The 19,263-nt window shown below is 46.4% G+C and carries 19 protein-coding genes and 1 other annotated feature; of the genes, 3 read left to right on the top strand and 16 right to left on the bottom strand.

Annotation, left to right across the window (positions count from 1 at the left end; translation table 11 throughout):
- Positions 1-35: 35 nt before the first annotated feature.
- Positions 36-1,409, bottom strand: coding sequence for a UDP-N-acetylmuramoyl-tripeptide--D-alanyl-D-alanine ligase (locus N288_RS01385; RefSeq protein ID WP_009795766.1), 1,374 nt, complete (start codon positions 1,407-1,409; stop codon positions 36-38).
- Between the two features lie 76 nt (positions 1,410-1,485).
- On the bottom strand, positions 1,486-2,559 hold the full coding sequence (locus N288_RS01380; protein WP_009795765.1) for a D-alanine--D-alanine ligase: 1,074 nt from the start codon (positions 2,557-2,559) through the stop codon (positions 1,486-1,488).
- A 350-nt stretch (positions 2,560-2,909) separates the two neighbouring features.
- On the opposite strand from N288_RS01380, the gene N288_RS01375 reads away from it, so the two are divergent.
- Together N288_RS01375 and tyrS are read left to right on the top strand one after the other, a co-directional pair.
- Positions 2,910-4,100 (top strand): dicarboxylate/amino acid:cation symporter, encoded by a 1,191-nt coding sequence (locus N288_RS01375; RefSeq protein ID WP_009795763.1) that lies wholly within the window; start codon positions 2,910-2,912, stop codon positions 4,098-4,100.
- A gap of 73 nt (positions 4,101-4,173) precedes the next feature.
- Positions 4,174-4,387, top strand: a binding site (T-box leader).
- Positions 4,388-4,466: 79 nt separating this feature from the next.
- The gene (gene tyrS, locus N288_RS01370) at positions 4,467-5,714 is read left to right on the top strand and encodes a tyrosine--tRNA ligase (protein ID WP_009795762.1); all 1,248 of its coding nucleotides are present in this window, start codon (positions 4,467-4,469) and stop codon (positions 5,712-5,714) included.
- A gap of 48 nt (positions 5,715-5,762) precedes the next feature.
- On the opposite strand, the gene N288_RS01365 is transcribed toward tyrS, so the two are convergent.
- The 10 genes from N288_RS01365 to N288_RS01315 form a co-directional block, all read right to left on the bottom strand.
- Positions 5,763-7,235 (bottom strand): SulP family inorganic anion transporter, encoded by a 1,473-nt coding sequence (locus tag N288_RS01365; protein ID WP_009795761.1) that lies wholly within the window; start codon positions 7,233-7,235, stop codon positions 5,763-5,765.
- A 233-nt stretch (positions 7,236-7,468) separates the two neighbouring features.
- Entirely contained in the window at positions 7,469-7,852 is a 384-nt protein-coding gene (locus tag N288_RS01355; protein ID WP_009795759.1) for a VOC family protein, read from the bottom strand.
- Between the two features lie 299 nt (positions 7,853-8,151).
- Positions 8,152-8,976 carry a carbohydrate ABC transporter permease gene (locus N288_RS01350; RefSeq protein ID WP_009795758.1) on the bottom strand — a complete coding sequence of 275 codons (825 nt, stop codon included), beginning with the start codon at positions 8,974-8,976 and terminating at the stop codon, positions 8,152-8,154.
- 40 nt (positions 8,977-9,016) lie between these two features.
- Entirely contained in the window at positions 9,017-9,913 is an 897-nt protein-coding gene (locus tag N288_RS01345) for a carbohydrate ABC transporter permease (RefSeq protein WP_009795757.1), read from the bottom strand.
- A 141-nt stretch (positions 9,914-10,054) separates the two neighbouring features.
- Entirely contained in the window at positions 10,055-11,314 is a 1,260-nt protein-coding gene (locus tag N288_RS01340) for an ABC transporter substrate-binding protein (protein WP_009795756.1), read from the bottom strand.
- A gap of 60 nt (positions 11,315-11,374) precedes the next feature.
- A complete protein-coding gene (locus N288_RS01335) occupies positions 11,375-13,471 on the bottom strand; it encodes an amylo-alpha-1,6-glucosidase (RefSeq protein ID WP_022543244.1) in 2,097 nt (698 codons plus the stop codon).
- A 128-nt stretch (positions 13,472-13,599) separates the two neighbouring features.
- Positions 13,600-14,619, bottom strand: a complete 1,020-nt coding sequence (locus N288_RS01330; RefSeq protein ID WP_009795754.1) for a LacI family DNA-binding transcriptional regulator — start codon at positions 14,617-14,619, stop codon at positions 13,600-13,602.
- Between the two features lie 165 nt (positions 14,620-14,784).
- The gene (locus N288_RS01325; protein ID WP_009795753.1) at positions 14,785-15,099 is read right to left on the bottom strand and encodes a DMT family transporter; all 315 of its coding nucleotides are present in this window, start codon (positions 15,097-15,099) and stop codon (positions 14,785-14,787) included.
- 2 nt (positions 15,100-15,101) lie between these two features.
- The gene (locus tag N288_RS01320) at positions 15,102-15,446 is read right to left on the bottom strand and encodes a DMT family transporter (protein WP_009795752.1); all 345 of its coding nucleotides are present in this window, start codon (positions 15,444-15,446) and stop codon (positions 15,102-15,104) included.
- 5 nt (positions 15,447-15,451) lie between these two features.
- On the bottom strand, positions 15,452-16,039 hold the full coding sequence (locus N288_RS01315) for a TetR/AcrR family transcriptional regulator (protein WP_009795751.1): 588 nt from the start codon (positions 16,037-16,039) through the stop codon (positions 15,452-15,454).
- Between the two features lie 140 nt (positions 16,040-16,179).
- On the opposite strand from N288_RS01315, the gene N288_RS01310 reads away from it, so the two are divergent.
- Positions 16,180-16,995, top strand: coding sequence for a GNAT family N-acetyltransferase (locus tag N288_RS01310; RefSeq protein ID WP_035403465.1), 816 nt, complete (start codon positions 16,180-16,182; stop codon positions 16,993-16,995).
- Between the two features lie 19 nt (positions 16,996-17,014).
- Here the strand turns inward: N288_RS01310 and N288_RS01305 are convergent, their stop codons facing one another.
- From N288_RS01305 to N288_RS01290, 4 genes are read right to left on the bottom strand one after another with little or no spacing between them, the layout of a single operon-like run.
- Positions 17,015-17,422 carry a YdbC family protein gene (locus tag N288_RS01305; RefSeq protein WP_009795749.1) on the bottom strand — a complete coding sequence of 136 codons (408 nt, stop codon included), beginning with the start codon at positions 17,420-17,422 and terminating at the stop codon, positions 17,015-17,017.
- The gene (locus tag N288_RS01300; protein ID WP_009795748.1) at positions 17,423-18,040 is read right to left on the bottom strand and encodes a histidine phosphatase family protein; all 618 of its coding nucleotides are present in this window, start codon (positions 18,038-18,040) and stop codon (positions 17,423-17,425) included.
- 14 nt (positions 18,041-18,054) lie between these two features.
- Positions 18,055-18,771: a hypothetical protein gene (locus tag N288_RS01295; RefSeq protein ID WP_009795747.1), complete on the bottom strand. Its 717-nt coding sequence runs from the start codon at positions 18,769-18,771 to the stop codon at positions 18,055-18,057.
- Positions 18,768-19,262, bottom strand: a complete 495-nt coding sequence (locus N288_RS01290; protein ID WP_009795746.1) for an ECF transporter S component — start codon at positions 19,260-19,262, stop codon at positions 18,768-18,770. The genes N288_RS01295 and N288_RS01290 overlap by 4 nt, the downstream gene beginning before the upstream one ends.
- Position 19,263: the final 1 nt, after the last annotated feature.

The raw sequence follows: 19,263 nt of genomic DNA, 5'->3' as shown, positions 1-19,263 counted from the left end.
TGTGAAACAGGGATTTTTTTCCTTATGCCATCAACCTATTTTAGTGCTTCAGCTGCTTCTTCCAGCTTCATGCCCCTGGAGCCTTTAAACAGCACAATTGTTTCTGCATTCGTCAGGCTCTGCAGCTTTTCGATCAATGGGCCTTTCTCAGAAAAAGCAAAAACTCGTTCCTCTGAAAACACCTCTTGTGCCCCTTCCGCAATAACGCGGCCGAGAGATCCGAACGTTAACACATAATCAATCTTTTCCGGGTCGATCGCTTGGCCAATCTCGCGGTGAAATCTCACTTCATCATCTCCAAGCTCAAGCATATCAGCCAGCACAAGCACCTTTATGCTATAGCCTGAAAGCTCTGACACGAGATCAATTGCCGCTCTCATTGAAGTCGGGCTGGCATTATAGGCATCATTGATGACCTTTTCGCCTTTGCATCCTTCCGAAAGCTCCATCCTCATCGCTGTCAGCTTCAAGGAAGCAAATCCTTCATTCATCTGCTCGTAAGGGATTCCGAGAAAATGGGCAGCCTCCATGGCACAGAGAGCATTCATAACATTATGGACACCGAGCACAGGCAAATGGTATTCCATATCTGAAAGGTTCGCCTGAAAAACGCTCCCCTTCTCTTCCTGGTCGATCCGCACAGGATAGATGCTGTTGGATTGGCCTTTGCCGAACGAGCGGACTTTCGCCGGACCGCTGTAGCCGTTTAGCCTGTCTTTTAGAAGGGGCTCATCCCCATGATAAATGATCATGCCATCATCCTTCAGGCCCTCGATGATTTCAAGCTTGGCCTTTGCAATACCAGCTCTTGAGCCGAGATCCTGGAGATGGGATTCCCCGATGTTTGTAATCATGACAACATCCGGACGGGCAAGCTTTGTCAGGAACTCAATCTCCCCAAAGCCGCTCATTCCCATTTCAAGGACCGCAACCTCAGTATCTTCCTCCAAAGATAGTAAGGTAAGGGGCAGGCCAAGATGGTTATTATAATTCCCCTCTGTTTTTTGGACCTTGTATCTTAATGATAGAAGACGGGCAGTCATATCCTTCACTGTCGTCTTTCCATTGCTGCCTGTTATCCCGGCCACCTTAATATCCAGCTCATTCCGGTAAGCTTCTGACAGCTGCTGCACTGCCTTGAGCGTGTCCTCTACAACAAGGATCGGCAGGTGAAGCGGCGGATTCGGAACATCCTGCTGCCATAGTGCAGCAGCCGCCCCCTTTCGAAGGGCATCCTCCACAAAACGGTGTCCATCGGTGTGTTCACCCTTGAAAGGAACAAACAGGTTGCCGGGCTCCATTGTCCTTGAATTTATAGATACTCCTTTGATGCTGATGTCTGAAAAAGCCGAGTGGTCATTTAAAACGGGGATCATCCCGGCAATCTGAGCGATTGTACGTTGAATCATTTTTTGCGCCTCCTAACTGTTCTACTAATAGAAAAAGGGACACGGCCACATAGCCGTGCCTCTATCATTTATCACTTCACATTGTATGTTTGATGCTTTGTTTCTCCGTATGCCTTTCAATCGCCAGGTTCACAAGCCTTTCAATCAGCTGCGGATATTCCACGCCTGTATGCTTCCAAAGAAGCGGGAACATGCTGAACGGCGTAAAGCCAGGCATTGTATTGACCTCATTGATCATGACCTTGCCGTCACGCGTCAGGAAGAAGTCTGCCCTTACGAGTCCGGAGCAGTCAAGTGCTTTGAAAGCCCTGATCGACATCTCGTTCAGTGTGCTGTATTCCTCTTCTGTAATTTCAGCAGGAATGATCATGGCTGTATCGCCATCCTCATACTTGGCTTTATAATCATAGAAATCTTTTTTCGGTACGATTTCGCCGGCCACCGAACACTCCGGCTCATCGTTCCCAAGCACGCCGAGTTCAATTTCCCTCGCTGTTACGCCTTCCTCCACAATGATCTTCCGGTCGAACTGGAATGCTTCTTCAAAAGCTGCTGCCAATTCTTCACGATTTGTGCATTTGCTGATTCCTACACTCGATCCAAGATTGGCCGGCTTGACAAAGCAAGGATAGCCAAGTTCTTCTTCCACTTTCTCATAAGCTGTTTCCCCAGCCTTTTGCCATTCGCTGCGGACGAACCATACATAGTTGACCTGAGGCAGGCCAGCCTGGGCAAAGATATTCTTCATGATGACTTTATCCATGCCTGCAGATGAGGCAAGCACGCCATTGCCGACATATGGAAGGTTAAGGAGCTCAAGCATCCCCTGAACCGTGCCGTCTTCGCCATTCGGACCGTGAAGGAGCGGAAAGATAACGTCAAAGCTGCTTTCTTCAGCTGACTTGAACATAGCCGGTGCCAGGGCTGCAGGCGACATAGCCTCTCCCTGTGAGAACTCCAGCTGCTTGACGCTTTCAGCCGGTGCTTCGAGCATCGGGCCCTTCACCCATTCCCCTTCCTCGGTTATGTAAACAGGATATATATCGAATTTCTCCAAATCCAAGGCTTTAATGACAGCAAGAGCCGTCTGCATTGATACTTTATGCTCTGCGGATTTTCCGCCGTATAATAATCCAAGCTTCTTTTTCATCAAAAGGAACCCTCCATTTATTCAATCACATGTTTCATTTTACCACTCCAAAAGCGAAAAAGGCGTGATTGACTATTGTTATTTGCAGGAATTTTTTTCTTTCCCAGTCTGCCCTGCTTTCTATATATGTATGATTTCCTATGCCCATCTGCCACCATTAACCCTAATTCCCCCATCCCCCTGGATAACTGGTTCTTAGGTATTATTCTCAAATAGCATTCCAGGTGATATAGTTTGAATTTATAGAATATTTTTATTTATTTTCTTTTAAAAATTCCCACTTAACAAGAAAGGTTTACGACTGTATAATCCACGTTATACAAACAAATGTGTTTTTAAGGAGGACAACAATGAAACAGCTAGGACTACTCCCCAGAATTATTCTTGCAATAGCTTTAGGCATTTTAATTGGTTCTTTTTCACCCGAAGGAGCCATCAGGCTGTTCGCTACATTCAACAGCCTGTTCGGAAACTTTCTCGGCTTTGCTATCCCTTTAATCATCATCGGGTTCATTGCTCCCGGCATCGGGACAATGGGAAAAGGTGCCGGCAAGCTTCTCGGCATTACAACAGGGTTTGCTTATGCCTCTACCATCGCTGCAGGGACAGCCGCCTATTTTGCCGCTGTCAGCCTGTACCCTGCCCTGCTTAAGAATCAGAGCTTAAAAGAATTCGGGAATCCGGAAGAAGCACTCGCTGCTCCTTTTTTCCAGGTGGACATGCCGCCGGTCATGGGCGTTATGACAGCACTGCTGCTTGCTTTCACAATCGGGCTTGGACTTGCCGGCCTGAAAAGCAATGCTTTGCAGGACGTGATGGATGATTTCCGCACTATCATTGAAATGCTAATCGAAAAAATCATTATCCCTTTGCTGCCATTCCATATCTTTGGGATCTTTGCTAATATGACGCACGGCGGACAGGTTGGAAGCATCATCAGTGTATTCGCAAAAGTATTTATCATGATTATTGCCCTTCATTTCCTTTTCCTGCTTTTGCAGTACACAGCGGCAGGGGCTGCCGCCCGGAAGAATCCTTTCTACCTGCTGAAGTCCATGCTTCCTGCTTATTTCACTGCGCTCGGGACCCAGTCTTCTGCCTCAACAATCCCTGTCACGCTGAAACAGGTTAAAAAGCTGGGCGCTCGGGAAAAGACAGCAGATTTCGCTGTGCCGTTACTGGCAACGATCCATTTATCCGGGAGCACCATCACACTAGTGAGCTGTTCCATTGCGGTTCTTATGCTCCAGGGTGAAGCAGTATCCTTCGGGCAGATGTTCCCGTTTATCATGATGCTCGGGATCACGATGATTGCCGCTCCAGGCGTTCCCGGGGGCGCTGTCATGGCTGCCCTCGGCCTGCTGGAATCTATGCTTGGCTTTAATGGGACAATGACCGCTTTGATGATTGCCCTCTATCTTGCCCAGGACAGCTTTGGCACTGCCTGCAACGTAACAGGCGACGGCGCCATCACAATTCTGGCAGACAAAGCAAGCGGAAAGAAAGCCGTTCCGCTCAAAAATGAAGCAAAAGCTGTTTAGCCTGAAAATTACTTTTGACATCTCCTGGATAATCATCTAAACTGTTTCTAACATTCAGTAAACAGAAACTAATAGATGAGTTATGACAGGAATCAGTAGGGTTTGCTTCCCTGTTTGAAGAGAGCCGGTGTTTGGTGCGAACCGGTACAAAAGCAAACGTGAATTACCTCCTTGAACATTCTTTGTGAAACATGAAGTAGCAAAGGACGGACGGTCCGTTATCCGAACGAGCGGAAGACAAGTGTCTTCAACAAGGGTGGTACCGCGTGCAAAACCACGTCCCTTTTTACAGGGATGTGGTTTTTTTGTGCGTTCAAAACTCATCAGGAAGTGCCGCAAACAAAAAAAACATAAGGAGGATATATCGTGGAGAATTTTATAGAAAAGCTGAACCCCGACCAGAAAAAGGAGCTTGAAAGGCAATATCAGCTTTATACCAGCGGCACTCAGGATGTGGTGCCTCTTCAGGAGCTGAAAAATAAGATCGCCAAATCACTCTTCCTCGGCAAGCCGCTGAAGGTGAAGCTCGGGCTTGATCCGTCCGCACCTGACGTCCACCTGGGCCATACTGTCGTATTGAACAAGCTGAAGCAATTCCAGGAAAATGGCCATACCATCCAGCTGATCATCGGCGACTTTACCGGAAAAATCGGGGATCCCACCGGAAAATCTGCAGCAAGAAAACAGCTGAATGACGAAGAGGTGAAGCATAATGCGGAAACCTACTTCGAGCAATTCGGCAAAGTGCTTGATATGGGCAAGGCCGAGCTTCATTATAATTCCAAGTGGCTGTCTGCCCTTCATCTCCAGGATGTCATCGAGCTGGCCGGCAAAATCACAGTCGCCCGCCTGCTCGAGCGGAATGATTTTTCTGAACGGCTTGGGGCAGGGAAGCCCATTTCTCTCCATGAGTTTTTCTACCCGCTCATGCAGGGCTATGATTCAGTAATGCTCGAAAGCGATATTGAACTCGGCGGCAATGACCAGCATTTCAATGTCCTCATGGGAAGGCATTTACAGGAGCACTATGGCAAAGAAAAACAAGTGGTAATCCTTGTTCCTCTTTTGGAAGGGCTCGATGGAAAAGAGAAAATGTCAAAGTCCAAGAACAATTACATCGGGGTGGACGAAAAGCCGGAGGATATGTACGGTAAAGCCATGTCGATTCCAGATGAACTGATGGAGAAATACTTCCGCCTTGCTACAAGCCTGCCTCTTGCTGAGAAGATGTCCATCCAGGAAAAGCTTGAAGAAGGGTCACTTCATCCCCGCGATGCTAAAATGCAGCTTGCCAGAACCATTGTCAGCATGTACCACGGACATGAGGCTGCCGAAAAGGCGGAAGACCATTTCAAAAGCGTGTTCCAGCAGGGCTCCATGCCGGAAGACATGCCTGCCCTTACATGGGATGGCAGTGATGAGCCCGATCTGCTGGAATTGCTGATGTTTGCCGGCTTCTTCCCTTCCAGAAGCGAAGCCAGATGGATGGTTCTAAACGGCGGTGTCAGGATGAATGGCGAAAAGGCTGAAGACATTAACACGAAGGTTTCTTTGCAGGCAGAGCTGATCCTGCAAGTTGGAAAGAGGAAATTCGCCAGGATAAAAAAGGTATAAAATAAAAAAAGGGAAGACACCGTTTAGGATATCTTCCCTTTTTCTATATTAATGGCCGGAAAGCTTTGCGCCTTCCTGTTTGTGGACAGCCAGCTTATCAACCAGATGCAGGCTCGGCTCATTGAGGCCGATCAGCTGGACGCTTGTTCCATTTTCGCGGAGCTTCATCACAATTTTATCAATGGCAGCTACAGCAGAGTCATCCCAGACATGTGCTTCAGAGAGATCGATGACTACTTCCTTCGCCGTTTCCTTCAAATTAAAACTGCCGGCAAAATCAGTAACAGAAGCGAAGAACAGTTGTCCTGTCACTTTATAGGTGCGTTTTCCTGCTTTTTCATCCAGGATCGTCGACACCTTTACCTTTGAGATTTTGGCAACGAAGAATATTGCACTGAGGAGCACCCCAGCAAACACGCCTTTAGACAGGTCATGAGTGAAGACAACTGTTACAACGGTTACGACCATGACAATGGAGTCCGTGGCAGGAACCTTTGCCATATTGCGGAGAGAAGTCCAGTCAAATGTACCAATGGATACCATAATCATGACTCCTACTAGCGCAGCCATCGGAATCTGGACAACCAGGTCGCCGAGAACGAGAATCAGGAACATCAGGAACACACCGGCTGTCAAGGTAGATAACCTTCCCCGGCCCCCTGACTTCACATTAATGACGGATTGGCCAATCATCGCACAGCCGGCCATCCCGCCGAAAAATCCATTAATGATATTGGCAATCCCCTGCCCTCTGGCTTCACGGTTTTTGTTGCTTTCCGTGTCGGTCATATCATCGACAATGGAAGCAGTCAAAAGTGACTCAAGCAGGCCGACAATGGCCAGTCCGAGGGAATAAGGGAAAATAATCTTCAGTGTTTCCAGGTTCAGCGGGATATCCGGAATCAGGAAGACCGGAAGCTTTCTTGTCAGCTCTCCCATGTCTCCTACTGTCCGTACATCCGAACCTGTCGTTATCGCAATGATAGAAATGACAATAATGGCAACAAGCGGCGATGGGACAGCCTTTGTCATGCGCGGAAACAAATAAATGATCGCAAGCGCACCGGCTACCATGGCATACATGACCCATGTAGCATCGACAAACTGTTCAAGCTGCGCCATAAAAATCAAGATGGCGAGCGCATTCACAAATCCGATCATCACGGACCTTGGAATGAATTTCATAAACCTGGCCAGCTTAAAGACACCCAGCAGCAGCTGAATGATCCCGGTCAGGATGGTGGCAGCGAACAAGTACTGGAGCCCATGGTCTGCAACAAGCGTAACCATCAGCAGCGCCATGGCTCCTGTTGCCGCTGAAATCATCCCCGGCCGTCCGCCGACAAATGCAATAATGACCGCAATGCAAAAAGAAGCATAGAGACCGACCATCGGGTCTACACCTGCAATAATGGAGAAGGCGATCGCCTCGGGAATCAGCGCAAGCGCTACGACAATCCCGGCCAGGATATCTCCTCTGACATTGCCAAACCATTGTTCTTTAATTGATAAACCTTTCAAATGAACACCCCTTAATTTATTTGGATTTATAATGTGACTTTGAACTCTCATCAAAGTCCGGGCCGACAAAAACATAGAGTATCATACCATATTCCAGATAATTTACAAGAGGTGGTGTAAGCGCTGCATTAGTGATTTTCTGCTGTTTTTCTTTGATTTTCTTTAAAATACTTATCCGGATGAATCCTGATGATGCAAAAAAATAAGCCCTCGAAAAAGAGGGCCAGGCGTTTTTAGCCGATAGGCGTGCAAATCTCAATATAATGCCCATCCGGATCTTCCATATAAGCGACAGTCTGCCCCCATGGCTTTTTTACCGGCTCCAGCAAAATGCGGACTCCTGCCTTGCGTGCCTTTTCAATTGTCCCTTCCACATCCTCCGTCACAAAGCCCAGCTCCATCGTCTGCTCTTCCCGGAAACCTGCTGGTATTGGAAGATCTGTCAGTTCACGCCCATTTTCCCGAGTGTTCATGGAAAGGATCGTACTGCCTGTGTCATATTCTATATAGGTGCCGAATTCATTTTTCAGATTGAGACCGAGAAGTTCGCCATAAAACTGCTTCGTCTTTTCCAAATCCTCAACATATAAAATGATATAGCCCAGCTTCAAATCCATCATTAAACTCCTTCCACGGGCCTGTCTTTTTCAGGCCGGTTTTTCATTATTTTTTTGTGCTTTTATTATGAAGCGGTGCGAACGTACCTCTGCATATGCTGTCCGCAAGATTTCATCGTGCAATTCCCTCAGCTTTTTCTCGTATCCTTCAGAAGAAACCCTTCAATCTGCCAGGAGGCCCCTTAATCGGGTTGCTAACTGTCAGTTAGCAAGTAATAAATAAGTATCAAACTCCTTTTCTTAATTTTAGCACAATTTGTATATGAAAATAAAAAGGACCTTATCAAAGGTCCCAGCGATTATTTATCTCCAGTAAAAGATATGCCTTTCATAAAATATTTATTAAAGAAAGCATAAATGACCAGTACAGGCAGCGTAAACACCATTGAGGCAGCCATGATATAGTTCCAATAGCTGATGAACTGACCTTTAAATGAGTTTAATCCGAGCGGCAGAGTGAACAGCTCTGGATCAGACAAAATAATGAGCGGACGCATGAAATCATTCCATGACCCCATAAAGACAAAAATGGCCTGGGCAGCCAAAGCAGGCTTTGCCATCGGAAGGACAATGCGGAAAAAGGTGCCGAACTTACCCAGTCCATCCAGTGCAGCCGCTTCTTCAAGCTCTTTCGGAAAGTTGATGAAAAACTGGCGCATCATAAAAATAAATGTAGCATTGACCATGCCCGGTATAATCATTCCCTGATAGGAATTAAGCCAGCCAATCTCTTTTAAGATCAAATAGTTTGGAATCATTGTGACCTGCCCCGGGATCATCAGCACAGCCAAAATAAGAATGAATAACGTCTTTTTGCCAGGAAAGCTCAGCCGGGCAAGGGCATACCCTGCCATCGAGTTAAACAGGAGATTCAGAAGCGTAACAGACACACCAATAAACAGGCTGTTAAACAGCCAGCGGGGAAACAGCTCTTGCTCCAAGAATATCGTTCTATAATTATCTAAGGTGAAATTCTTGGGTATGAAGCTGATAGCCCCGGAAACGATTTCCTCCAGTGTTTTAAATGAAGAGGACAAAGCCCACAGGAAAGGAATCAGGGTGATTATCGCATATACAACCAATATGGCATACAGCAGCCCTCTCCCAAAACCGATTTTTTTCATATTATATACCTCCCAAGAGTCCCAGTTAACTTTGACTGGATCAGAAATTTTCTTCCTTTGAAAATCTTCTTTGCAATAAGGTCGCTGCAAGGATGATGACGGCAAGCGCAAAAGCCAAAGCTGCAGCATAGCCCATTGTCCCTAGATTCTTAAATGCATACTGATAGATTAAAAGGACCACAGTCAATGTTGAATTATTTGGACCTCCTGACCCGCCTGAAAAAATATAGGACTGATCAAATAACTGGAATGTCCCAATGATGCCCATGATGACAACAAAGGATGTCACAGGCCGTAAATTGGGAACAGTAATAAAAAAGAACTTCTGAATGGCATTCGCTCCATCAAGATCTGCAGCTTCGTACAGGGAGTCTGGTATGCCCTGCAAGGCTGCTAAGTAAATCACCATAAAAAACGGTGCAGTAGACCATATATTCATAATCATAATAGAATTGAGCGCTATAGATGGATCGCCAATCCAGTTATAAGTAGGCAGGCCAACCGTCTCAAAGATTTTATTGATTAATCCGTTCTGGTTATACATCCACATAAATATCAAGGTTAAGACTGCAGAAGAAGTAAGCGTTGGCAGGAAATAGATGATCCTGAAAAACTTCTCTCCTTTGAGACCTGCATTCAGGGATGCTGCCAGGACCAGAGCGAGAAATGTCTGTACTGGAACCACAATAAACACATACTTGGCTGTATTCCATAGGGCAATATGAGCCCGGCTGTCATCCACCAGCCTCACAAAGTTTTGGAATCCGACAAAATCATAATTTACTGCTCCCAGAAGCTGTACTTTATTAAACGCCAGGAAGATTGCATAGATGATCGGCCCTAAGATAAACGTCAACAGAACAAATAATGTTGGGGACATAAAAAGGTATCCCTGCCCCGCTTCCCTTAACCCTTTCTTCGTAAGCTTGTTTTTCATGTCTTGCTCACTCCTATACTCTCTATTGTATCGAGCCTAAGAAACAAATTCTGTGTAACTCTGTCTGCTGATGTTCTTTTTGAACATCAGCACAAAGAATTCAAGAATGGAAGAAGAGGAGGAAAAACCTCCCCTGCTGCCTTATTGGGCGTCGATTTCTTTATTAGCGGTTTCTTCAGCCTCTTTTAAGGCTTCATCCAGTGGGCGTTCTCCTAGGTAAGCAGAAACAAACTGGTTATTAAAGTTATTGAAGATGATAGGCAGGTTTGTTCCATCTGCCCAAACTGTTGCATATGGAGCTCCTGCTACCAATGCACCGCGCAATTCATCTTTGTCGTATCCGAGCTTTTCAGCAACAGACTTCCTGGAAGGAAGCTCGAAGCCTTTGCTGGTCCATGTCTCCATGCCTTCTTTTCCAGTCAAATAGGAAATGAGCTCCCATGAAGCTTCTTTCTTCTCAGATGCCGCATTCATTACATAAGAAACGGTGAAAGCCATTGTCCCCTGTTTTCCATTGATTGAAGGAACCTCAGCGATTCCGTAATCAATATCAGGGAAGGTACTATCCAGAAAAGGGATAGCCCAGTTTCCTTCGATAACCATCGCAGCTTTGCCCTGCCCGAACATTTCTCCCGTCCAGCCAGCTCCTACTTCATTTGGCTGTGCTGCTGTTTTATCAACTAAATGCTGATCGACATACGGCTGAAGCGATTCTACAACTTTAGGGTCAGTGAAGTTGGCTTTGTTTTCCTTGACTGCCTGGCCCCCGCTTGAATTAGCGATGAAATAGGTCCTTGCCAGCTCTGGATTCTGTCCGAATCCATAGACATCCTTGCCTTTTGTGAGACTCTTTGATACCTCTCTCAGTTCATCCCATGTTTTAGGCACTTCTACACCTGCATCAGCAAACATCTTTTTGTTATAAAATAAACCAAGGGTAGAGTAGCCTTTAGGGAATCCGTAGGTTTTTCCATCGTTCTGGAATGCTTCCAGCAGCGGTTTTTCAAAGTCCGCCACATCGAAATCTTCCCCGGCATATTCATCCAGCGGCTCCAGAACTCCTGTTTCGATCAATCCTGGTGCTTCAAAGGCATCCAGATAGAAAACATCCGGCCCTTCTCCGCCAATGAGCCTTGTTTTCATAACATCCATATATTGATCAGCAATGACTTCATGCTTAACTTTAATATTTGGATGAGACTCCTCAAAATCCGCAAGCACTTGCTTCAAAAGCTCTGACTCCTCGGGGGATGATCCCCACCCGGCAAGTGTAATTTCAACCTTTTCCCCATCCTTTGTGGATGTCTCCTTGGATGAGTCACCTCCGCTGCATCCTGTTAGAATGCTTCCAAACAACATTGCGGCCATACTGGCTCCAGCCAGCAGCTTTTTATTCAACATAGAAAGAAACCCCTTTCATTTTTGGATTTATCCAAAGCGGAGGATATCTCCGCGTTAAGATTAATGGATGTTTATTTGATAGCCAGTCGTATTTTCTGTAATTTCAAGCTTTACGCCGCTCTCTGTTCTCGCTGCCTGCAGCGATAAAAGCCCTTTTCCGATCTTGATATTCCGGACAGTCAGCTTATTCATTCCTTCCAGAAGCGAAGGAGACATTCTTACCTCCTCCTTTAAGCTGTCAGGGAATAGTCCGAGCAGGGCCTGGATGAATACGAGCGGAGTTCCGGCCGCCCACGCCTGCGGGGAACAGGCAACCGGATATTTAACTGCTTTTCCCCTGGAAGCATCGTATCCGCAGAACAGCTCTGGAAGCCGGTCATACTCAAAACTGGCAGAGGCTTTGATCAGCCCCTCCATGACCTGGCTGGCATGTGCTGTTTTACCAAGCTTGCTCATCCCTAAAAGAATCATGCTGTTATCATGTGGCCAGATGCTGCCATCATGATAGCTCATCGGATTATAGCCGGCTTCGCCTTCACCCATCGTACGCACCCCAAAGCCGGAATACATCTTTGGAGAAACCAGCATGTCAGAGACAGCATCTGCGCGCTCTCCCTCCACTATTCCGGAAAAAAGGGTGTGGCCAGGATTGGAAGTAATGGTGCCAACTTGCTGCTTCTTTTCATCCAGTGCTATGGCATAAAACTGCTGATCTTCCATCCAAAAGGCTTCATTGAATTTTTCCTTCAATTTTTCAGCTTGATTTCTAAGTTTTACGGCCTCTGCTTCTTTGCCTAGCTGTTCATAGATGGAAGCGATACCTCTTTTCGCCTGGTAGACATAGCCCTGGACTTCACTCAGTGCAATAGGAGTTTTTGCATATTCCCCGTTCCTGTGTACAATGGAATCCCCTGAATCCTTCCAGCCCTGATTGGCAATTCCTTTGCTGGACTCCTGGTGATACTCCACAAAAAGATCCCCATCCCTGTCTCCATGCTCGTCAATCCAGTTTAGGGCAGCTTCGATATTTTCGCCGAGCTCATCAGCAATGGTGATGTCCCCAGTCCATTTTACATACTCTGTCAAAAGCATAAGGAACAGTGGTGTAGCATCAATCGTGCCATAATAGGGTGTAAATGGAATTTGACCTGTATTGGCCAGTTCCCCAAAGCGAAGCTCATGCATGATTTTCCCAGGCTGTTCATCTCTCCATGGATCGAGTTTATCTCCCTGCCTGCTTGCCATCGTACGCAAGGTCCCTTTTGCAACCTCGGGGCAGAAAGCCAGCATTTGCAGAGCTGCAATCAGGCTGTCACGGCCGAAGGGCACACCGAACCACGGCAGGCCGGCAACCGGAAATTCACCGTGCCCCAGGTCTGTTAACAGCACGCGAAGGTCGTCAATTCCTCTGTCAACAAGGCGCTGGAGGGGCTCATAATCGGTTTCTACCTTCGTGGTCTCATCATTCCATTTCTGATAAGAATCCCGCAGCAGCTCTTTCGCTTTTTCCGCAGGCTGGATTTCTTTTGTTGCTTCCTGCCCTGTTTGCGGCTCGATCACAAAAGTAACAGCCTCTTCCTCCAGGTGCTGAAGCTTAAAGCGGAAGGATACTTCCCCTGAACTTTCAACTTCTGCACCCTCTTTATCCCATGAAATTCTGGTTCTGCGTTCAAGCCCATCTGCACCTTCATAATGAAAGCTCAAGTTCTGTCTGCCGCAGGTCTGGCCGGTCCTCTTCCCGATGTCGCCGTTTTGAAAACCTCTTACAATGAACATATCAGCAAAATCAGCATCAGCTCGAAGGCTGAAATTAAATTCAATTTCTTTTGGGAAGTAGTTTTTTAGTTTAACTGTTTCATAAAGAACCTCTTCATAAATAAATCGGACTCTTTCAATCTCAACCGATTCTCTCCAGAGAATCAGCTCCCCGTCCTTTTCCATATGGGGATTTGTGAGAAGTATTTTTGCCATATAATTTTCATCTGCGTCTGAAGATAATAGGATAGGCTCTTCACCATTTATCCTGATATCCAGCCTGCTCAGGAATCTCGTATCCTTTGTATAGAGCCCCAGGCCATATGAGTGGTTTTCAGGGATATTCCCTTTGCTGTCTGTTAGTAGAAATAAATCATTTTCCTTAATTACTCTGTAATCCATAAGGTCCTCCTGGCGTTCCGAAACGTTTCGGTTAAAATGCATTTAAAATGCTTCCAGATTAATTAGAAGCGTTTTCCAAAACGTTTCGGATTTTTGTGAAAAAAAAGATTGGTCCCAGTAACAGACCGTCATCTTTCTCTAATTTTCATTGTTGTTTCCCTTATCTTAAGTTCTGTATCAAGTGTAACAACATGCGGTTCTTCCTTTTCTTCCAGTGTATTAATAAGCATTTTGGCAGCCTCATAACCCATTAAAAACTTATTTTGGGCAATGGTCGTTAGAGGAGGGGAAACATATGATGATAGCATGATATCATCATATCCAACTACGGAAAGTTCTTCAGGCACCTGAAGATTGAGCCTTTTGGCAGCTTTCATCACTCCCAGTGCCATTAAATCGCTCGCACAAAAAATGGCGCTAATCTCATGGTGTTCTTTAAGAAGCTTTACGGCTGCTGACTCAGCAGCTTCCTCATTAAATTCTCCATTGACGATCCATTCTTTATTCAGCGACAATCCTGCACCCTGCATTGCTTCTTCAAACCCCTGCAGCCTCTGCTGGCTTACAAATGCATATTCGTGGCCATTAATCATAGCAATATTTCGGTGCCCAAGCCTGATTAAATGCTCGATTGCCTTTTTAGCACCAAGCTTATTGTCAGTTGTTATATATCCTGCTGTATCAGTCTCAATGGGTATATCAATGAGAACACACGGTATATCGCTTTCAACCACCTCTTGAAGATAAGGATCATCCGTACGGATTCCCTGCATAATTACTCCATCTACTCTTCTTTCTCTGCAAAGCTGTGTATACGTCTTTTCCCTTTGTTTAATGGAAGTTGTGCTGAAGAGAACAAGATCATAATCTGTTTCGCTGACATAGTCATTGACCCCGGACAGCACTTCAAAGGTAAAATTGTCTTTTACGCTCCCTTTGTTAAGTCCGGAAACAAGAAGACCAATTGTTTTTGATTTATTCATTACCAGACTTCTTGCAAGGGTATTTGGACTGTAGTTTAATTCTTTGGCTACGCTCATTATTTTTTCTCGGGTTTTCTCATTTACATCTGAATAACCATTTAAAGCCCGGGAGACAGTTGTAACCGAAACTCCAGCTGCTTTAGCAATATCTTTTATTGTCGTCATATTATAAAACTCCCGTTATCCGAAACGTTTCGGTAATTAACTGTAAATTGAATATACTCCATTTTGAAAACGATTTCAACCTATTTTGAGATTTTTTTAATACATCTGTGTAGTATTCTGCAAATAAAAAACAGCAGCCTTCATACGAAAGCTGCTGCCTTATTCCTAGCTGATTGTCTTTAAGCCAATAACCCCGCCAATGATCATCCCGATAAATATAACCCGTTTCCAATCCCGGGATTCACCGAAAAATAGCATGCCGAGCAGCACGCTTCCGGCTGCACCGATTCCGGTCCAGATTCCGTAGCCTGTGCCAATCGGGATCTCCAGCAGTGCCCGGGAAAGAAAATAAAAGCTGATGAAGCCAGATAAACCGGATAAGAGTGTATATTTTTTTCTTGTGAAGCCTTCAGACAGCTTCATGAAAATGACGAATCCTATTTCACCGAATCCCGCCAATACTAAATAAAACCATGACATGCCTACTCAGCCCCCTTTTCTGTCTCTTCTTCTTTGGAGGTCATTTTCAGCCCGATGATGCCGCCGAGCAGCAGCGCCAGGAATAAAAGCTTCACAGCCCCGCCCGGCTCCCCGAGGAACATCATACTGACAATTACAGTCCCTGCCGCTCCAATCCCGGTGAATACTGCATAAGCTGTTCCGATCGGGATGGTTTTCATCGCATTTGAGAACAGCATAAAGCTGATGATAATCAATATAATGGTGATGGCCGCCGGCAAAGGCTTTGTGAATCCTTCTGAATACTTAAGCCCGAAGGCCCACCCTATTTCGCATATTCCTGCTGCAAATAAATAAATCCAAGGCATGGATGCTACCCTTCTTTCTTCATGATGATTCCGGCTAGGAAGATCTTCCATGCCGATTCTCTCCGTTTGTTGTATTCCTCCTGGCTGTAATAATGCTGTTCGACCAAAAGCCCGTCAATCAGGCAATAAAATGCTGCAGCCATTTCGCCGCTTCCGACCGCCGTGAACATCGACTCTTTTTTACCGTGCTCAAATAAGCCCTGCAGCATGTCAGTGGAATGCTTTTCATATTCAAAAAATTCTTCTTTCAGCTTGGGACCGAGATCAGCCGGCGGAAAAAATATCGCCCGCTTAAAAAACTGGATATTCTCATTTTCTTCCCTTAACTCGGTCAGCGCATCAAAAATTGCCTTGATCGTATCAAGAGCATTATCAGAGCTTTGATCGTCCATGGCTTCCTTAATGGTGAGCAGCTCCAAGGAAACCGTATCCCGGAAAACCGACAGGAACAGCTCTTCTTTTGATGGAAAATGCGCATATAAAGAAGGGGTTTTTATGCCAACCGCCTTGGCGATGGCAGACAGCGGCGTTCCCTCGTATCCTTTTTCAGCAAAAAGCTTTAATGCTGCTTGTTTGATTTGCTGTGAGGTCATCCTTCCTCATCCTTCCTAACTATCGTTAGTTAGAATTATAACAAAATGAATCCCTGTATTCAATAGAGAAAATTGTTTCTGCTGCCTCACTAAAATAAGGGAAAATATGATAGTGTTTTTTTAACAGGAGGATGCTAATGATGATTACGGAACTGGATAAAGAGGAATTCAGCAGATGCAGGAAGCTGCTTCACCCGGAAGGGCAATTAGAAGCTGCCGCAGTAATAGAAGGGGCCAGTGCAGGAAGGGTTTTTGCAGACGATAGACTCGCCCCTACCACAGGTCTTATTTGGCTCGGGAATAATGACGGCTTTATTTTCATTGGTGATGAAAACAATGAAAATTTTAACGGAGCTTTAAATGCTTTTATAGACAGAGTGATTAAAACCGAGGCAATGAAAGTTCAGTTAGAATGGTTCGAAGCTATTGGCAATCATGATGAATGGAATAAGACGATGGAAAAAGCTTTTGCCCGCCGGGAACTTGGCAGCTGGAAGCAAAGAGTATATAAATTAAAGCCAGGCAGCTATTCTGATGACTTTGACGACTCTGATGAAGAAGGCTATGAAACCATAAGAATCAAGAAGGAACATTTTGAAAAAGGAAAAAACAAATTCCTTCAGGATAAGATTAGCCTGTACTGGCCAGCACCCGATACATTTTTAAAAGAAGGAATAGGCTATGCTTCTATACATAAAGATGAAATCATCAGTGTTTGCTTCTCAGGATTTGTTGTGGGGAACGTCCACGGAATTGATATTGAAACACTCAAGCCCCATCAAGGAAAGAAATTAGCGCAAAGCTTAGCCCGCAAGTTTGTACAAGAATGTCTGCAAAAAGAGATAATTGCCTATTGGGACTGCATGGAAATGAACAAGCCTTCCATCGCTGTTGCAGAGCGCCTTGGATTTACCCATGTTTCAACGTATACCGGCTTTGAATTCCCACTAAAATAAAGCTGAGGGTCCTAGACTCTCAGCTGATTGCTGCCCGTACTTCCCACTCCCCGACAAGCTCTACTTCACCAGCCGGAATGTCCAGCCGTGCCCCAAAGGAATCGAGAAGTTCACTGCTCGCTGCATGCCTGTGAACAATATCCTCATCCTCCTCAAAAAGCGCCGCCGAAAAAGATTGCAAGTATCTCATTTGTGATGACGCACCTATGAGACTATCATGCAGATTAGACATAAAATAATCGTAGCTTGCCCTGCTTTCCCACAAACCGAAGATAACAGCATCGGCATCCCCTTCCGGTCTGGTCCAGCCGCCGAACTGCCGGATAAAACCGGGGACGTGCTTCAATGGCTCCCATCCCATTTGGGCGAGACTGAACTCTTCCCTGGAAGCTGAGTCAACCCCGCACCTGATATATTTCACCAGCATTCAGCCTGGCACTCCGATATGGGAAAGATCACCGGCGAGTACAAGCTCAAGCTCTCCGTCCCTGTATGTCATATGGGTGAGGCTTGTGCCATGGATGAACGGGGGTTCCCATATTTCATTGACTGTCACCTTATTGGCAAGCATGACTGCCGTTTTGATGACAACCGCGTGGGTGACGATCAGGATTTTCCCTGTGCCCCGGCTGGCCCCCAGCTCCTGCAGGAACCCGGCCAGCCTGGTTTTCACATCCAGGAAGGTTTCTCCCTCCGGGTTCTCAAACTTTTCCGGCTCGTTCCAGTAATAGCCATATTGTTCAGGAAAGAGCATCTTTATTTCGTCGCCTGTTTTTCCCTGCCACTGGCCCAGATGGATTTCCATCAGCCTTTCGTCCGTACGGATGGACGCAGTGCTGCTTCCGGCAAGCTTTTCGGCTGTCTGGATGGTCCGGGAGCTTGGGCTTGAAATGATTTCGTCAAATTGCATCTCACCCAAATATTCCCGAAGCCTTTCAGCATCCCCGAGCCCTTTTTCAGTCAAATTCGAATCAAGCCTGCCCTGCATCCGTCCCGATTTATTCCATTCCGTTTCACCATGCCTTACAAAATATAAATCAAGCAAGTTTCATTCCTCCTCTAGTTGATCTCCAGCTGATGATGAAAGCTTCCCGCCTTCATCAGGATTTCCTGCTCAACCTCCCTGGGGTAGGAAGCGATGAAGCAGCAGGATGGCCCTCCTGATTTCAGCAGGTCCACACCCTTGCAGGAAAATTCATCTCCAGTGAACTCCCTATTGGAGAAAAGCTGGTTCAGCTCATAAAGTATTCCCTTCGAGCCGACAGGTTGCGTACGGACTCCATCCATCCTGGTGATTTCTTTGAATAGCGAAAGCGGTGCAATCGCCCCTGTTTTGTCCAGGACCTCTTCGCCGACAAGGGGCAGCCCGATAACCGCCAGCTTCTCCCGGCCGGTATAAAGGGGCAGAGCTTCAGGGCTGCCTGTCATTTTTCCGATAATGATCAGCCCGACCGCCGTTTGAAGGAGAGCAAAATTGCTTTCGGTGCTTCCTGTGACAGTTAAGTCTACAATCCCCGCTTCCTCTGCACCCTTCTCAATGCCCCCGGCAAGCGAATGCCAATGTTCGTCCCCTGCAAAATTGTGCAGGACGGCTGCAAAAGGAACACCGCCGGCTGAAAGATTTTCCATGACAGCCGTGCGAAAAGCAAAATAAGCAACCGTATCATACGGGACCTTTACATGGTCAGCCTCCTTCAGGCCGATGCCGCCGCTGTTGTCGCTGCTGATGACCAGAGTTTCTCCGTTTCCGCCTGGTATGTATAATACGTCCCTCATTCCGGCACATTCCCTTCCCTCTGCCTCTCACCAAGCACCCGGCTGATGCGAGGGACTGCCCAGAAAGCCAGAATACCATTCAGGACTGATCCTATCAGAAGGGAAGGCACAATTGCGATATAAAAACCAGTCCCCATTAAAAAAAGGAACGGGAGCGGCGCTGCAAATGTGTTGCCTGCTGCAAAAATAACGAAGGCCATCTTCCTCCGGCCGCTTCCCCACAGTTTTCCGTACACCCAGACCAGAACGGCCATTTCAGCAGCAACGAGAAAATGAAGCGGTCCGAGCGGCATCCCGCCGACCAGTGCCGACAGGAGGTGGCCGAGCCCGGCCACAATGCTGCCGGCTCCGCCCCCCAGCAGGGCAGCGGCAGCTAAGGCTGGAAAGGAATCGAGTGCCACACTCCCTATAACCGCCGGAATTTTGACAGCTGCCCCAATGGCTGAAAAAGCAATGAACAAGGCAGCCAGCATCATCTTTTTATTTTTCACA

Origin of the sequence: Bacillus infantis NRRL B-14911 (assembly GCF_000473245.1) — a bacterium.
Classification (GTDB): domain Bacteria; phylum Bacillota; class Bacilli; order Bacillales; family Cytobacillaceae; genus Bacillus_AB; species Bacillus_AB infantis.
Note: the sequence above shows the minus strand (reverse complement) of the source record. Positions and strands in the feature narration are given on the sequence as shown.

Excerpts from the sequence above, each read along its gene's own strand:
- N288_RS01295 (WP_009795747.1), bottom strand. The coding sequence starts at position 18,771 with ATGAGGGACGTATTATACATACCAGGCGGAAACGGAGAAACTCTGGTC.
- N288_RS01305 (WP_009795749.1), bottom strand. The coding sequence starts at position 17,422 with ATGCTGGTGAAATATATCAGGTGCGGGGTTGACTCAGCTTCCAGGGAA.
- N288_RS01385 (WP_009795766.1), bottom strand. The coding sequence starts at position 1,409 with ATGATTCAACGTACAATCGCTCAGATTGCCGGGATGATCCCCGTTTTA.
- N288_RS01330 (WP_009795754.1), bottom strand. The coding sequence starts at position 14,619 with ATGACGACAATAAAAGATATTGCTAAAGCAGCTGGAGTTTCGGTTACA.
- N288_RS01340 (WP_009795756.1), bottom strand. The coding sequence starts at position 11,314 with ATGTTGAATAAAAAGCTGCTGGCTGGAGCCAGTATGGCCGCAATGTTG.
- N288_RS01350 (WP_009795758.1), bottom strand. The coding sequence starts at position 8,976 with ATGAAAAAAATCGGTTTTGGGAGAGGGCTGCTGTATGCCATATTGGTT.
- N288_RS01355 (WP_009795759.1), bottom strand. The coding sequence starts at position 7,852 with ATGGATTTGAAGCTGGGCTATATCATTTTATATGTTGAGGATTTGGAA.
- N288_RS01335 (WP_022543244.1), bottom strand. The coding sequence starts at position 13,471 with ATGGATTACAGAGTAATTAAGGAAAATGATTTATTTCTACTAACAGAC.
- N288_RS01320 (WP_009795752.1), bottom strand. The coding sequence starts at position 15,446 with ATGCCTTGGATTTATTTATTTGCAGCAGGAATATGCGAAATAGGGTGG.
- N288_RS01375 (WP_009795763.1), top strand. The coding sequence starts at position 2,910 with ATGAAACAGCTAGGACTACTCCCCAGAATTATTCTTGCAATAGCTTTA.
- N288_RS01345 (WP_009795757.1), bottom strand. The coding sequence starts at position 9,913 with ATGAAAAACAAGCTTACGAAGAAAGGGTTAAGGGAAGCGGGGCAGGGA.
- N288_RS01310 (WP_035403465.1), top strand. The coding sequence starts at position 16,180 with ATGATTACGGAACTGGATAAAGAGGAATTCAGCAGATGCAGGAAGCTG.
- N288_RS01325 (WP_009795753.1), bottom strand. The coding sequence starts at position 15,099 with ATGTCATGGTTTTATTTAGTATTGGCGGGATTCGGTGAAATAGGATTC.
- N288_RS01380 (WP_009795765.1), bottom strand. The coding sequence starts at position 2,559 with ATGAAAAAGAAGCTTGGATTATTATACGGCGGAAAATCCGCAGAGCAT.
- N288_RS01315 (WP_009795751.1), bottom strand. The coding sequence starts at position 16,039 with ATGACCTCACAGCAAATCAAACAAGCAGCATTAAAGCTTTTTGCTGAA.